17 protein-coding genes and 2 tRNA genes are annotated in these 14,026 nt (G+C 61.7%); 14 read left to right on the top strand and 5 right to left on the bottom strand.

Going from position 1 to position 14,026, the window contains the following annotated elements:
* Window positions 1-158: 158 nt before the first annotated feature.
* Window positions 159-956, bottom strand: a complete 798-nt coding sequence (locus tag ACMDCR_RS11570) for a phosphodiesterase (protein WP_413992669.1) — start codon at window positions 954-956, stop codon at window positions 159-161.
* 258 nt (window positions 957-1,214) lie between these two features.
* On the opposite strand from ACMDCR_RS11570, the gene ACMDCR_RS11575 reads away from it, so the two are divergent.
* From ACMDCR_RS11575 to ACMDCR_RS11600, 6 genes are all read left to right on the top strand, one after another.
* Window positions 1,215-1,658: a hypothetical protein gene (locus ACMDCR_RS11575; RefSeq protein WP_413992670.1), complete on the top strand. Its 444-nt coding sequence runs from the start codon at window positions 1,215-1,217 to the stop codon at window positions 1,656-1,658.
* Window positions 1,659-1,859: 201 nt separating this feature from the next.
* Entirely contained in the window at window positions 1,860-2,210 is a 351-nt protein-coding gene (locus ACMDCR_RS11580) for a cupin domain-containing protein (protein WP_413992671.1), read from the top strand.
* Window positions 2,211-2,380: 170 nt separating this feature from the next.
* Window positions 2,381-3,577, top strand: a complete 1,197-nt coding sequence (locus tag ACMDCR_RS11585; protein WP_413992672.1) for a low temperature requirement protein A — start codon at window positions 2,381-2,383, stop codon at window positions 3,575-3,577.
* Window positions 3,574-4,428: a 23S rRNA (adenine(2030)-N(6))-methyltransferase RlmJ gene (locus ACMDCR_RS11590; protein ID WP_413992673.1), complete on the top strand. Its 855-nt coding sequence runs from the start codon at window positions 3,574-3,576 to the stop codon at window positions 4,426-4,428. Before ACMDCR_RS11585 ends, ACMDCR_RS11590 begins: the two co-directional genes overlap by 4 nt.
* Window positions 4,428-5,255, top strand: a complete 828-nt coding sequence (locus ACMDCR_RS11595; protein ID WP_413992674.1) for a sulfurtransferase — start codon at window positions 4,428-4,430, stop codon at window positions 5,253-5,255. The genes ACMDCR_RS11590 and ACMDCR_RS11595 overlap by 1 nt, the downstream gene beginning before the upstream one ends.
* Before the next feature lie 115 nt (window positions 5,256-5,370).
* Window positions 5,371-5,982 (top strand): biotin transporter BioY, encoded by a 612-nt coding sequence (locus ACMDCR_RS11600; RefSeq protein ID WP_413992675.1) that lies wholly within the window; start codon window positions 5,371-5,373, stop codon window positions 5,980-5,982.
* A gap of 84 nt (window positions 5,983-6,066) precedes the next feature.
* Here the strand turns inward: ACMDCR_RS11600 and ACMDCR_RS11605 are convergent, their stop codons facing one another.
* Window positions 6,067-7,317, bottom strand: coding sequence for an ROK family protein (locus ACMDCR_RS11605; RefSeq protein WP_413992676.1), 1,251 nt, complete (start codon window positions 7,315-7,317; stop codon window positions 6,067-6,069).
* A gap of 285 nt (window positions 7,318-7,602) precedes the next feature.
* Here ACMDCR_RS11605 and ACMDCR_RS11610 point away from each other — a divergent pair, with 285 nt between their 5' ends.
* Window positions 7,603-8,307 (top strand): SDR family NAD(P)-dependent oxidoreductase, encoded by a 705-nt coding sequence (locus tag ACMDCR_RS11610; protein WP_413992677.1) that lies wholly within the window; start codon window positions 7,603-7,605, stop codon window positions 8,305-8,307.
* A gap of 5 nt (window positions 8,308-8,312) precedes the next feature.
* Window positions 8,313-8,861, top strand: coding sequence for a 2,4'-dihydroxyacetophenone dioxygenase family protein (locus tag ACMDCR_RS11615; RefSeq protein ID WP_413992678.1), 549 nt, complete (start codon window positions 8,313-8,315; stop codon window positions 8,859-8,861).
* A 1-nt stretch (window position 8,862) separates the two neighbouring features.
* Here ACMDCR_RS11615 and ACMDCR_RS11620 read toward each other — a convergent pair whose 3' ends face one another.
* Together ACMDCR_RS11620 and ACMDCR_RS11625 are read right to left on the bottom strand one after the other, a co-directional pair.
* Window positions 8,863-9,360, bottom strand: a complete 498-nt coding sequence (locus tag ACMDCR_RS11620) for an SPOR domain-containing protein (RefSeq protein ID WP_413992679.1) — start codon at window positions 9,358-9,360, stop codon at window positions 8,863-8,865.
* Window positions 9,361-9,540: 180 nt separating this feature from the next.
* Window positions 9,541-9,708, bottom strand: a complete 168-nt coding sequence (locus tag ACMDCR_RS11625) for a hypothetical protein (protein WP_413992680.1) — start codon at window positions 9,706-9,708, stop codon at window positions 9,541-9,543.
* Between the two features lie 129 nt (window positions 9,709-9,837).
* Here ACMDCR_RS11625 and ACMDCR_RS11630 point away from each other — a divergent pair, with 129 nt between their 5' ends.
* Window positions 9,838-10,071, top strand: coding sequence for a hypothetical protein (locus ACMDCR_RS11630; protein ID WP_413992681.1), 234 nt, complete (start codon window positions 9,838-9,840; stop codon window positions 10,069-10,071).
* A gap of 88 nt (window positions 10,072-10,159) precedes the next feature.
* Here the strand turns inward: ACMDCR_RS11630 and ACMDCR_RS11635 are convergent.
* Window positions 10,160-10,234 (bottom strand) — tRNA-Gln (locus tag ACMDCR_RS11635).
* 144 nt (window positions 10,235-10,378) lie between these two features.
* Here ACMDCR_RS11635 and ACMDCR_RS11640 point away from each other — a divergent pair.
* The 5 genes from ACMDCR_RS11640 to ACMDCR_RS11660 all read left to right on the top strand — a co-directional run bounded on the left by ACMDCR_RS11640 (window position 10,379) and on the right by ACMDCR_RS11660 (window position 13,945).
* Window positions 10,379-10,455, top strand: a tRNA-Pro gene (locus ACMDCR_RS11640).
* Window positions 10,456-10,720: 265 nt separating this feature from the next.
* Window positions 10,721-12,016 (top strand): TIGR04372 family glycosyltransferase, encoded by a 1,296-nt coding sequence (locus ACMDCR_RS11645; protein ID WP_413992682.1) that lies wholly within the window; start codon window positions 10,721-10,723, stop codon window positions 12,014-12,016.
* Window positions 12,013-12,615 (top strand): SIS domain-containing protein, encoded by a 603-nt coding sequence (locus ACMDCR_RS11650; protein ID WP_413992683.1) that lies wholly within the window; start codon window positions 12,013-12,015, stop codon window positions 12,613-12,615. The genes ACMDCR_RS11645 and ACMDCR_RS11650 overlap by 4 nt, the downstream gene beginning before the upstream one ends.
* Window positions 12,609-13,163, top strand: a complete 555-nt coding sequence (locus tag ACMDCR_RS11655; RefSeq protein WP_413992684.1) for a D-glycero-alpha-D-manno-heptose-1,7-bisphosphate 7-phosphatase — start codon at window positions 12,609-12,611, stop codon at window positions 13,161-13,163. Before ACMDCR_RS11650 ends, ACMDCR_RS11655 begins: the two co-directional genes overlap by 7 nt.
* 17 nt (window positions 13,164-13,180) lie before the next feature.
* Entirely contained in the window at window positions 13,181-13,945 is a 765-nt protein-coding gene (locus ACMDCR_RS11660) for a transaldolase (RefSeq protein WP_413992685.1), read from the top strand.
* The last annotated feature ends 81 nt before the right edge of the window (window positions 13,946-14,026 follow it).

The following is a 14,026-nucleotide window of genomic DNA, read 5'->3' on the forward strand; positions in this document are numbered from 1 at the left end:
CGCGCAGCGCGGGAAGGGGATCCAGGGACCAAAGGCGGAGCTTTTGCTCCTGGATCCCCTTTTCCTCACCCTCTCTCGCTTCGCTCGAGAGCGGCTCGGCCGGGGATGACAGCAAGACTTATTTGCCAACGATTCCTAAGCATGTTCGCCTGGTGGCTTCACGCGAAATCGAACGGGCCAGGAAATCGTCCGATCGGCACCAGGTGAGTGATGAGACCAGCCTCTTCCTTCCAATGATGCAGCAGAAAGGCCGGCGGCTCGAGATAGGAAGCCGGCTCAGCATCGGCTTGGAGGCGCAGCGCGATGGCCGTCGTGGTGCTCGGCGCCGTGCAGAGCAGGGTGCCGCCGAAGCGCAACTGCATGAAGCGGTGCACATGGCCGCAAGCGATGCGCTCGACATTGGGGAATCGCGCGATCAGCGCCGCCAGCCGTTCACCATTGCGGCACCAATACTCGTCGATATACGGAATGCCGCAGGCAAAGGGCGGTTGGTGCATCAATACGATGGTTGGCCGGCCCGGAGCCGCGCCAAGCTGCCGCTCCAGCCATGCGGCGGCGTCATCGTCGAGATCGCCGTGATGGAGGCCGGGCACGGTGATGTCGAGGCCGAGGATTCGCACCGGGCCAAAATCGCCGACCGCAAAGTGCAGCGGACCCGATCGGCTTGTGGTGTCGAGGTCGGCAAAGCTGTGGCGGAAGGCTTCGCGCTCGTCGTGATTGCCGGGAATGACCAGCAGCGGCTGTCGGATCGCTGAAAGCAGCTCGCGCGCGAGTTCGTATTCCTCCGGCGCACCTTCATCCACGATATCGCCACTGACGAGAACGAGATCCGGCTGTGGCGACAGGCGGTTGAGGTGCTCGATGGCCGCTGAGAACATGGCGTTGGAGTCGACGGCGCCGTGATAGAGCACGCCTTTGGGCCTTAGATGCGGGTCGGAAAGTTGGGCGATGAGCATGACGTCGGAATGCCTTGCGGGGGGAATGACGGCACAAGGCTTCCATGCCGCGGGTGATCTTGCCAAGAGATGAGGAGGAGCTTGCCTGCCGATCGGCACAAAAACACCAAGCCCGTAAAAAGAACATCTCGCGCCGGATGCCATCACGCCGCTATGGCGAAAGACGGCAATTCCGTGGCAAGATATGGCGGCATGCCGCTTGACGACCGGCCTTGCCACGCACAGAGTCAATCAGTTGATCAATCAAGGATTCTCACCATGCGTATTGCCGGTTTTGTTGCCGCCGCTTTGCTGGCTGCTTCCTGCGTGCCGGCGCTTGCCGCCTCGGCCCTGGAGAAGAACTTCTGGCTGTCTGGTCCGAATTACGACGGCGTGCTGCCGCAATGCAGCGATCCGGCCGTGACCGGCAGGATTAGCTCGCGCTTCGCCGCGAAGGAGGCCAATTACTGGAACTCCACGCTGACGATCCAGCAGATCGACGAGTCGCGCCAGATCGCCTTCGAGCCCTGGGGCACCGACTATATCCCGCGCCGCTTCTGCGTGGCCCGCGCCTTGACCTCCGACGGCCATTACCGCCGCGTTTCCTATTCGATCGCCGAGGACACCGGTTGGATCGGCTTCAGCTGGGGCGTGGAATGGTGCCTTGACGGCACTGACCATAACCTCGCTTATGCGCCGGCCTGCAAGATGGCGCGTCCGTAATCCGCTTCCTGCTCGCCGCCCCTTGATAGTGGCGGCGAGCGGCGGCCTGTCCGCGCGCGAGATCCTGGGTACCGCCCCGGGTGACTTCGACCTCTATCTCCTGTCGCTGACCTGGTCGCAATTTCCGTCCTTGTCCCCAGACGGTGCAGCGGCAACCCTGCTGCGCCCGTTCCATTCTCATAGCGGACGACAGGCCCCAGCATGGCTCTCTGGATAAAATTCGCGGGTACGGGCGAAGGCAAGGCCGAGGCTGGCGCCCCCAAACCCGAGAGGCTGGAGGCGGGCAACCCCACCTTCCGCACCTGGAACAGCTATGAGAGCGCCGATGGCAAGACGTTCGGCGGCATCTGGGAGGCGACGCCGGGGCGCTGGCGCATCGTCTATGAGGAGTGGGAGAGCTGCACCGTACTGGAGGGCCGCTCCATCGTCACGCCAGACCGCGGTCCGGCGGTCGAGCTCGGGCCGGGCGACACCATGGTCCTGGAGCCTGGCTTTGCGGGAACCTGGGAAGTGTTGGAGACCACCCGCAAGAGCTACGTCATCCGGATCTGAGTCGTCATCCCGGACGAGCGCAGCGAGATCCGGGACCGTCAACCGAAAAGAGCTCTATTTTGCTCACGGTCCCGGATCTCGCTGCGCTCGTCCGGGATGACGATGCTTTGCTCTTGCCACCTTGCTCCGTTCCCGGCGATATGAATCCGGGGCAAGAGGAATAGGACACGATGACGGCAATACATGGAAACGGCGGCATTCTGCGCGAACGCGATGGTCATGAGGCGCGGGTTTCCTATGCGGAACTCTTCTTCGACCTCGTCTATGTTTTCGCGGTGACGCAGCTTTCGCACTCGTTGCTGCATCATCTCAGCTGGGGCGGTGCCCTCGAAACCCTGATCCTGTGGTTCGCCGTCTGGCTGGTCTGGCAATATACCTGCTGGTTTACCAACTGGTTCGATCCCGAGAAGACGCCGATCCGCATCTGCCTCTTCGTGCTGATGGCTGTCGGTCTGGTCATGGCCGCCGCCATTCCCGAGGCGTTCAACGAGAGGGGGCTGATCTTCGCCTGCTGCATCGCGGCGATGCAGGTAGGCCGATCCGCCTTCGCTCTCGTCCAGCTCGGGCGCGCCAGTCCGCTTACCGCCAACTTCCAGCGCCTGATGATCTGGAGCGCCATCGCCGCCTGTTTCTGGATCGCCGGCGGCCTGACGGAGGGATCCGTCCGTATCGTGCTGTGGGTGATCGCGGTGGGATGCGAATATTTCGCGCCGATGTTCGGCCTGTGGCTTCCCATCCTCGGACGCTCGGATGCGGGCAGCGAATGGACCATCGAAGGCGGTCATCTCGTCGAGCGCTGCGCCCTCTTCGTCATCGTGGCGCTAGGCGAATCCATCCTGGTGACGGGCGCCACCTTGTCCGAGTCGGAGTCCTGGGAACTGCCTGCCCTGATCGCCTTCCTCGTCGCTTTCGTCGGTAGCATTGCGATGTGGTGGGTCTATTTCGACACCTCGACGCGCGACGCCACCGAGGTGATCGTGGAATCGGATAATCCCGGCCAGCTCGGCGCCTATATCCACTATCTCCATGTGCTGCTGGTGGCGGGCGTGATCGTCGCGGCCGTGGGCAACGATCTCTCGCTCAAGCATCCCGACCAGCCGGTCGACATCGCCGGCCTCGCCGTGATCTATGGCGGCCCGGCGATCTATCTCATCGGCAACGCCATCTACAAGCGCCTGATCTATGGGCGCATCCCCATCTCCCACATCGCCGGGCTCCTGGCGCTGGCCATTGCTGTGCCCTTCAGCTTCAGCACCGATCTCCTGATGATCGGCGGCATCACCACGGTGATCGTGCTGGCGGTTGCGGTGTGGGAAGGCTGCATCAGCCGCCAGAGCCGGGCGCCAGCTGCGCGTCACGCCTCATGAATTACCGCCACGCCTTCCATGCCGGCAATTTCGCCGATGTGCTCAAGCATATCGTGCTGGCGCGTATCCTCGTCCACCTCAAGGCCAAGGATGCGCCTTTCCGCGTCATCGACACCCATGCCGGCGCCGGGCTCTACAATCTCGAGGGGAATGAGGCCCAGCGCACCGGCGAGTGGGAGGAGGGCGTGGCGCTCGTCAAGGAGCAGCCGCCCACGCCCGAAGTGGCCGAACTCATCGAGCCCTGGATGGCGCTCTCGAATATTCTGATGGCGCAGAAGCCGCCGCTCTACCCGGGTTCCCCATGGATAGCCGCGGACCTCACACGGGCGCAGGATCATCTCGTCTTCTGCGAGAAGCATCCGGAGGACGCAGGCCGTCTCAGCCGCAATTTCGAGCGCAGCAAGCGCGTCAAGGTGATGGAAGGCGATGCCTGGAAGCTGCTGCCGGGCCTGTTGCCCCCGCCGGAGCGTCGCGGCCTCGTGCTCATCGATCCGCCCTATGAGCAGGACAATGAGTTCAAGGTCATCGCTGACTGCCTTGCCGGCGCGCTGAGGCGCTGGGGCACGGGCATCTACGCCGTCTGGTATCCGATCAAGGGCATGCGCGAGGTCGAGAGCTTCGCCCGCAAGCTCGCCGCGCTGCCGGCGGGCCGCATCCTGCGCTTCGAACTCAGCCGCTACAAGGTTCAGCGCATCGACCGCCTGAACGGCTGCGGCATGATCATCCTCAATCCGCCCTGGAAACTCGACGAGGAACTGCGTGCGGTGGGCGCCTATCTCGCCCCGCTCTTCGCCAAGGAGGGCGAGGGCTTCCTGCGTCTCGACTGGCTGAAGGAAGAGGACAAGAGATAATGGCGGATCTGGTCTCGGCGGCGTGGCTCGATGAGAATCGCCGACGCGATGACGTTATCATCCTCGATGCCAGTCTACGCTCGCCGATCTCAAAAGGCGGGGGAGAGGATGCCGGCGTCATCCCAGGTGCATTGCGTGTCGATCTCGATACCCAGTTCTGCGATCCTGATTCGGACCTGCCCCATATGTTGGCCTCGCCCGAGCGCTTTGCAAACGACGCCTGCGTCCTTGGGATCGGCAGGAGTGATGCGCTCGTGATCTATGATCGCCAGGGCATCTATGCGAGCGCACGCCTGTGGGCGATGCTCCGGGCCATGGGCCATGAGCGGGTGGTCCTCCTCGATGGCGGCCTGCCGGGCTGGATCCGGTCGGGCCTACCTCTCGCTCTTTCCCATGCCGAAGCGGCGGGCAGGGGCAACTTCACACCACGGCCCGACAAAACAGGGTTTTGCGATGCCGGGCGTGTCCGCGAGGCGCTTTTGGATGAGAGTTGCGCGGTGATCGATGCCCGTTCGGCGGCCCGCTTCCGCGGTGAAGCTCCCGAGCCACGCGCGGGATTGCGCGGTGGCCATATGCCCGGAGCCTTCAACCTGCCTTTCGAGGCGGTGCTGGCGGACGGCTTTGTCAAGCCGGCTGAAACTCTCGCGCAGATATTCTCCGATCTGATCGGCGCCCGCCGCCGCTTGATCTTCAGTTGTGGCTCGGGCGTCACGGCCTGCATCCCGGCCTTTGCGGCCCGCCTTGCCGGCTACACCGACATTGCGATCTACGACGGCTCCTGGGCCGAATGGGGCAGGCGATCCGATTTGCCGGTGAGCGTGGCCTAGAGGCTCTTGCTCTTTGCTGCGTTTACCGCTTCTGTTGGCGGGATGTCGCCACCACTTTGCCCGGTCCCGGACCGGCACCAAAAAGGGAGGCGAGCCACTTGTTCTGGAGATTGAGATGAGCGCTGCGCAACCCACGACTTCAACCCTGGCAGGCGCCTTGTGGCCGGCAAAGGCCAATCCGCTGGTCCGTAATGTCCTGCTAGTGCTGGCGGGCGTGGCCCTCCTGGCGATTTCGGCCAAGGTACAGGTGCCGTTCTGGCCGGTGCCCGTGACGTTGCAGACCCTGGCCGTGCCGCTGATCGGCGCTGCCTTCGGTGCGCGTCTGGGCACGGCGACGGTGCTTGCCTATCTCGCCACGGGCCTCGTGCTGCCCGTCTTCGCCGGCGTGGGATATGGGCCGCTCTATTTCCTCGGCACCACCGGCGGCTATCTGCTGGCATATCCGGTTGCGGCCTGGATCGTCGGCTCCGTCGCCGAGCGGGTCGGGAATCGCGTCCTGCCGCTCTTCGCTGCCATGCTGGCCGGCGACATCCTCGTGCTGGCGATCGGCTTTGCCTGGCTTGCCTTCGTTGCCCAGCTTGCAAGCGGCGCCTGGGGCGGCATCGGCTATGAGCGCGCCTGGCTTGGCGGCGTCGCTCCCTTCCTTCTCGCTGACCTGATCAAGGTCGCGCTCGCCGCCGCCCTGATCGGTCTGAGCTGGACCGGCCTGAAGAAGCTGCGCGGCTGAGCCCTCTCCGGGAACGGTCGTAAGGCCTGTTTGCCAATCCACGGCCGGCCCCAACAGGCCGGCCGTTTCCTTGAAGGCTATCGCTCAGGCCCGTGTTTCTCCCAGCGACGCGATCGGCCTTGCGCTTGCCGAGACGGTCGCCCGGGGTGCGAAGTCGATGAACAGCGGCAGGGTGGCCGCCCCGAGGGCGTGGGCGGTGGAGCCGAAGGTGCCGAGCCGCAAGGTCGGAGCGCTGCGGGCTTCCGGAATGGCTGCCACCAGAGCAGTCTCGAGCCGCGCCACGATCTCCTTCATGATCGGGGGGCCGAGATCCCCGTCCAGCACAACATTGGGCACGTCGAGCAGCGCCTGCGCCGATAGCACCGGCCCGACCAGCGCCTCCACGCAATCGGCGATCCATTCCTCAAGCGCTTGCGGGCAGGCAGCAATGGCGGCCGGAAGATCGTTCGGGCCGGAGACCTTGTGGCCGTGCCAGTCGAGATGGCGCATCAAGGCTGCGATCGAGGCCCGCGCCAGCAGGATGTCGAACGGCCCCTTGGGCGGCGGCGTGGAGGGCAGGCGGGAGGGTGGCACTGGCAGCACGGCGACATCGCCGGCATTGCCGGTGGCGCCACGGCGATAGTCGCCAGCCAGCACCACGCCCCCGCCAATGGCCGGGCCGATGAAGAAATAGACGAAATCGTCCGATTCGCGGCCGAACCCGTAGAAAAGTTCGGCGATCGCCGCCGCCGTACCGTCATTCTCGGCATGCACGTCGAGGCCTACAGCTTCCTGCAAAGCGGCGGCGAAGTCGAAACTGTCCCATTGTGCCAGCGCCGGGATGTCGAGATTGAGACGGTCGAGCCAGGCGCCGAGATTGTAGGGCTGCGCCAGCCCGATACCCAGGACACGTCCCGGTGAGGCGTCTTCCGCCGTGGCATGGAGAGCCGCGACGTCGGCCGCGATCAGCGCCAGCGCCTCCTGGGGCGGCGGCAGGGGATGGTCATGCGAGCGCTTGTCGACGAGGTTGCCGCCAAGATCCACCAGCGCCGTCTCGATGCGGTTGCGATCGATGCGTACGCCGATGCCATAGGCGCCGGTCGGCTCCAGGCGCAGCAGGGTCGCCGGCTGGCCGCGCTGCCCGTGATAGCGCTTGCCGACCACCGAGATCAGCCCGTAGGACTGCAAGTCCGAGACGATCTCGCCGATAGCCGTATTGGTGAGGTTGGCGGCGCGGGCAAGGTCCGCTTTCGAGGCCTCGCCCAGACGGCGCAAGCGCTGCAGCACGATACGGTGGTGGTAGTGACGGATCCGCGCGGATGTCAGTCCACGCTCCGCCATTGACGCGGACGTCATGGCTCCCTCCCCGTTTCCTTCAGGCGCTTGGAAGCGTGCCAAAACGCCTTTTATTCATTACCGCTTAGTAAATGCAAGTTGGAGCTGTAAGTCAAGCATCAAGCGCGGCGAAAGATCGCTCAGGGGTCTTGAGTATTCACAGTATTTTGTTGGCGCTGGCTGGAGTTTCTGCTTGTGCCCGGCGTGCGGCGCATGCTTGGCAATGCCTCCATTGACGCCTGCGCCCCCGTATTGTCTGATCTTTGAGGGCGTGCTCGTCGCCCTGAGAATCGGGTGGAACGTCGCATGCAGTTCGATTTCAGCCGTCATTCCGTCCTCGTCAGCGGCGGCACAAGCGGCATCGGGGCGGCGATCGCCGGGGCCTTTGCCGAGGCTGGCGCCGAGGTGGTGGCCGCCGGCCTGCCGGGTGAGGCCCCCGCGGGAATCAGGACTGTCGATCTCGATGTCCGGGATGAGGCGGCGGTGACGGCGCTGGCCGCGAGCCTCACGCGGCTCGACATCCTCGTGAATGCCGCGGGTGTGATTCGCCGCGGCGCCGAGCACGATCCGGCAGTGTTCGAGGATGTCGTCGACATCAACCTCAACGGCACCATGCGGCTGTGTGCGGCCTGCCGTCCGCTGCTTGCCGCTTCAGGCGCCGGATCCGTCGTCAATCTTGCCTCGATGCTGTCCTTCTTCGGGGGCGGCCTGGTGCCCGCCTACAGCGCCAGCAAGGGCGGCATCGCGCAGTTGACCAAGTCGCTCGCCATCGCCTGGGCCGGCGAGGGCATCCGCGTCAATGCTATCGCGCCGGGCTGGATCGAGACGCCGCTGACCCGGGCGCTGGTGGAGGATCCTGCCCGCAGCGGCCCTATCCTGGCGCGCACGCCACTCGGCCGCTGGGGCAAGCCCGCCGACCTGACCGGTCCTGTGATGTTCCTGTGTTCCCCCGCCGCCGCCTTCATGACGGGGGTGATCCTGCCCGTCGACGGCGGCTATCTGATCGGATGAGGCTCATGAACCAACTTGAACGCAACGAGACCGACCGCAAGCTCGACCAGAGCAAGATGCCCTACCAGCTGCCGATGCCGGCGGAGGCCGCGCCGGAAATCGCGGTGCGGCAGGTGCTGCCGGAGGATGAGCGCGTCTGGGTGCCGCAGATGGAGAATGTCTGGTTTCGCCCGCTCTGCCTTCATGCGGGGCAGGGCTACTGGGTCAACCTCCTGCGCGTCCGCAAGTCTGGCGTGCTCTCACGCCATCGCCATCCGGCGCCCGTGCATGGCCATGTGCTGCGCGGGCGCTGGCACTATCTCGAGCATGACTGGGTGGCCGAAACCGGCTCCTATGTCTTCGAACCGCCGGGCGAGACGCATACGCTGGTGGTGCCCGACGATTGCCAGGAGATGATCACTTTGTTCCACATCACCGGCGCCATGATCTATGTCGACCCCTGGGGCAAGGTGACGGGCTTCGAGGATGTGTTCACGAAGATCGACATGTGCCGCGCCCATTACACCACCAACGGGCTGGGCGCGGATTACGTCGACCAATTCATCCGCCGCTGACTTACTGCGGCTTGGCAGGGGTGGGTTTCTGTGGCGCCGGTGCTGCCGGACGCGCAGCCGGCGCCTCGGTGGGGTGGGATGCATGCGGCATCATCGCGAGAAGGGCCGCTTCGATCGACTTCTCCTTGTGCTTCAGGCAGTAGCCGCGGATATGCGTGCGCAGCACGGAAGGATCCGTGAGCTCGGTCAGGCGGGCATTGTTGACATGCTCCGGGTTGGCCCTGGCATAGCCCTCCAGGAAGCCGCCCGCCCATGCGATGATCTGGCTGTCCAGCACGTCGCGATGCCGTACGGCGAAACCGCAGCGCATGTCGCCGTAGTCGACAGGCTTGTTCGCCGGGACATGGACGGGCTTTGCCGCAGGCTTCGGCGCCTCGGGCTTGGCCGCTTCAGGCTTGGTTTCCGCCGCCGGAGGGATTACCGGCGCTGGTTTCTCGGTGGCGAGAGCCGGCATGCACAGCATGCTGCCCACCAGGAATGCTGCCACCATCAAGCGCATGATTACCTCCACTGCGGCGTTCGGATCACTGCTAGCGATATAGCAGGAGAGCGGAACAGCGACAGGGCCAATCCGCAAAATATCCAGGCATGGTAGGCGAACAAAAAAGGCGCCTGCAAGGCGGGCGCGCAACCACGCCATTGCGAGACAAAGAGTTGCACGCGGCAACCTCCGAGCAACCTAGAACTCGCCCGGCTTCACAGCCAGGAAGGCGACGATGCCGCAGCCGATGCTGAGTCCTGCGACAAGGGCGGGCATATCAGGGACACCTGCCATCACCAAGGCCAAGCCCGCGAAAACCGTCAGCGGCGCCACATAATAGAAGTCCCGAGAGAGAACTTCCCCCATTGCAACGAGAAAATCGGCGACCTGTCGATATTTTAGATGCGACCTTACCATTGAAAGGGAACACCGGCAGGCCCGGCGAGTTCCCTGAGCAGGCAGCCTCTCCATCATCCTCACTCAGGAGACGAATCCATGGCGGCTGATTTCGACTATGATCCTGAAGAACTGGTCAGTTTCGAGGGGCATGACATTTCCCTCCGAACGGCAGTGCACCGCTATCTAGAAGCCAGGGTTCACCCCGACCCGCTTGTCGACCTGGTGGCCTTGCGGGATCCCGGCAAGGAGCCCCAGATATTGGAAGAAGAGCACTTCGAAGCGCTGCTCAAGGAGCCCGCGTTCAGCGAAAGCGCGACCTCTGGAAACTGAGGTCGCGAGACCATCGGGATCTTCTGCCAGCCGGCCTGCTGGGACTGGACCTGTCCCTCTGTGCAGAGCGGTCTCACCCCGAGGAAACTGGCTGGGGCGGGAGGGTTCGAACCTCCGAATGGCGGAATCAAAATCCGCTGCCTTACCACTTGGCTACGCCCCAATCGGAGCGGGTCAATAGCCGGTTCGCCCGGAGGCTGCAAGGCGGCTGTATAAGAATCCGCCTTTTAAATCATCCGCGAAAAAGCGCACATCCTGCTTGCGGCTCGCTGACGATCCCGCTATAGAGCCGCCCACGACTGGAATACGGAGTGTGGCTCAGCCTGGTAGAGCACTACGTTCGGGACGTAGGGGTCGCAGGTTCAAATCCTGCCACTCCGACCAGTTGGATCCCGAAAAGCTCAATTATAACAATATATTATGTGTGTCTATTGGTGGCGATGCACTAGGTATTCAAGCTTGAGTGTGGGCCATCCGATGGAAAATCGGTTCGTCGGCCTTCTAGAGACGCTCGTAGGGCTCGTACTTCCCAAGAGTGTAATGGTGGTGCTTGCCATCAACGTTCATCAGGCCTTATTGCTGCCCAACGCAAGGGGTGGGTTAGTTAGGTCGATAGTCTGAAGCCTTTAGAATAAGTCGAGCCCCCCTTATGAAGAAACGCAGTGTGGAAAAAGCGTTTAAAAGATCCGTTCGTCGCGCGATTTTCGCACTAACTTACGGGCTTCTAGCGTTTATATTGAGCCTTGCAAGATATCGTTTTGTCGTTATTACTATTCCTGGGAGAATTGGTCATCTTGCTATCGAACTGGATTGGTTTCTCAAGCAGCAGGTGCTCGGCCAATACACGGCGATTAGGCCTATTGTTCTGCTGCCTTATTCTGAGGCTGCCAATCCCGCATTGCTGCGCGTTTGGGGAAACTATCTCACCCTGATTTCGAATCCGATCGCGATAACCGTCCTGAAGCCCCTGGTTCGCCTCGAATCGTTGCGCATCGACCTTCATTCTGTGGCCTGCACTCTCGACGAAGCGGCGCAATATCAGGATGTCGTTAAGTCCTGGGGAGATAGACCTCCTCTCTTCAAGTTGCCAGAAAGTTTGAACGAAAAGGGCCGAAAGGCCCTTGAAGAGCTCGGTATGCCGCCTGGTGGGTGGTTCGTGTGTATTCATGCTCGCGATGGTGTGTATTCGCCTGGGGACGAGCATCTGCATATTTATCGCAATAGTGATATAGCCAATTGCCTTGCCGCCGTTGATGCGATTATTGCTCGCGGTGGATGGTGTATTCGAATGGGAGAGCGTGGTACGGCCTCATTGCCTGACAGGCCCGGATTGATCAACTATCCCGATACGCATCTGAAAAGTGACTGGATGGATTTGTATCTGGCGTCACACGCGCGTTTCTTCCTGGGTAACACCTCTGGTCTGTGCCTCATTGCGACGATATCGGGTGTTCCCTGCGCGCTCGCCAACATGGCGCCCTACGGCGCCTGTTACGGTATGGGATCGAAGGATATTTCAATACCCAAGCGATTGAAGCGCCTGGATGGTTCAGACGCGAGGCTCGCCGAAATCTTCGCCTCCGATGTATCATCCTTCCGTTTTGCCGAGCAATACAGGCAGGCCGGCTGGGTGGTCGAAGAGAATACCGAGGAGCAGATACGCGAACTTGTGCTTGAAATGCTGGACAGGCTGGATGGCGTTTTCCGGGAAACATCGGCTGCCGAGCATTTGCAGCAGGCCTTTCGCAGACTCTTAACGCCACGGCATTATACATACGGAACCACCTCCCGTATCGGCGAGGCGTTTTTAAGCCAGTACGCCGCCGAACTTGGCATGCCTGAAGCACCACAAACGGTCACTTCAATTGGCACACCCAACTGTGAGATTGAGACTTCAAACGAGATGATAATCACGGCTTCCACCAAGGGGATAGGTTCGCAATGAATGACGAGACAGTGCGCTCACACGCCGTTTCCTTCTTTGAGGACGCGGTCGCGATCAGTCGGTCATTGAGCCACGCATTGATTGAGAAACTGGCGGGCGAACTCGACCTTTTGCGTTCGCGTAAGGGGCGGCTCTTTTTCATCGGTGTGGGCGGTAGCGCCGGCAATTGCAGCCATGCCGTGAACGATTTTCGTAAATTGTGCGGTATCGAGGCCTACGCTGCGGCTGACAACGTCTCCGAATTGACTGCCCGCGCCAACGACGAGGGCTGGAACACGATTTTTTCGGGCTGGCTGGAGGTCAGCCATTTATCGGAAAACGACGCAGTTTTCATTTTGTCGGTGGGCGGTGGAGATGTTGCCCGAAACGTCAGTGTGAATATCGTTGAGGCGGTTGATCTGGCTAAACGACGTGGGGCCAAGGTTTTCGGTATAGTTGGAAACGATCGGGGGCATACGGCCATAAACGGTGACCTGGTTGTTGTTGTACCGGCTGTAAATCCGCAACTCGTTACGCCGCTTTCTGAGGCATTCCAAGCGATGGTATGGCACTGCCTCGTCTCTCATCCGATATTGCAGATACGGAAGACCAAGTGGTGAAGGAGAGTGTGGCCTCTGGGCGAAAGCCCGCGATCTTCCTTGATCGGGACGGCGTACTGGTGATCCCGACTTTTCGCGACGGTCGTAGTTTTGCTCCGACGTCATTGCAAAACTTCGTGATCTATCCAGAGGCCCGTGCTTGCCTTGATCGCCTCAAGCGCGCTGGATTCCTATTGGTCGTCGTCACAAATCAGCCCGATGTCGGCAAGGGTGTCGTGGAGCGAACTGTTGTCGATGAAATGCACCGACGCTTGTGTGCCGCGCTTCCACTGGACAGCGTAAAGGTTTGCTTTCATCGGCAGGACGAGAAATGCCTCTGCCGCAAGCCAAAGCCCTATCTTCTGTTGGAAGCGGCGCGTGAGATGAATATCGACCTATCGGCTAGCGTGATGATCGGCGATCGCGCGTCAGACGTCGAGGCGGGTCGATCCGCGGGCTGCCGTACAATTCACATCGATTGGGGCTACACGGCGGAGCCAGCTCCGAAAGACGTTGACATTATCACAACAAGTCTTACCGAGGCCACCAATCGCCTCCTGGCGCCCTGAGCGGAAACGGTAACGAGATGAACGCGAAGCCTGGCCTCAAACTTAAGCTCTTTGCCGATGGCGCCAATCTTGCCGAGATGAGGGCCATGTACAAGAACCCCGCGATTGCGGGTTTCACCACCAATCCGACGTTGATGCGCAAAGCAGGAATTACGGACTATACGGCGTTCGCTCGCCAGGTTGTAGCCGCTATTCCGGATCGTCCAGTATCCTTTGAAGTTTTTGCCGATGACCTCGATGGCATGGAAGCACAGGCTCGTGTCATCGCGGCCTGGGGCGCGCATGTAAACGTCAAGATTCCTGTGACAAACACGCAAGGTGTTTTCACCGGGCCCGTTATCCATCGACTTTCCAGTGACGGGGTTGTCCTCAACATAACTGCGATCATGACAGTAGAGCAGGTCGCTCAGGTTGCCGAGGCATTGGCGCCCCAAACTTCAAGTATTGTCTCCGTGTTTGCGGGGCGGGTTGCCGACACCGGGATCGATCCCATTCCCCACATGAAAGCCTGCCGCGCCGCTCTCCATAGTAGGCCCAAGGCTGAATTGCTCTGGGCAAGCCCGCGGGAGCTTCTCAACATTTTCCACGCTGAAGAAGCCGGCTGCGACATCATTACAGCGACATCGGACATTCTTGCTAAACTGGTGTTAGTCGGCAAGAATCTGGACGATTATTCACTCGAAACCGTTCAGATGTTCCATCGTGACGCTGCTGCTTCCGGTTTCGAGATTTCGACAGCGGCAATTGCCGAACAACCTGCCCGGCAAACCGACCCTGTGTAGAGATGAGGAAGAATATCCATGGCAAGACAATTCGATCGCATCTTCCTGACTGGAGGCGCCGGTTATTGCGGCAGCCGCCTT

The organism is Labrys okinawensis, assembly GCF_047345005.1.
In the GTDB taxonomy this organism is placed as follows: domain Bacteria; phylum Pseudomonadota; class Alphaproteobacteria; order Rhizobiales; family Labraceae; genus Labrys; species Labrys okinawensis.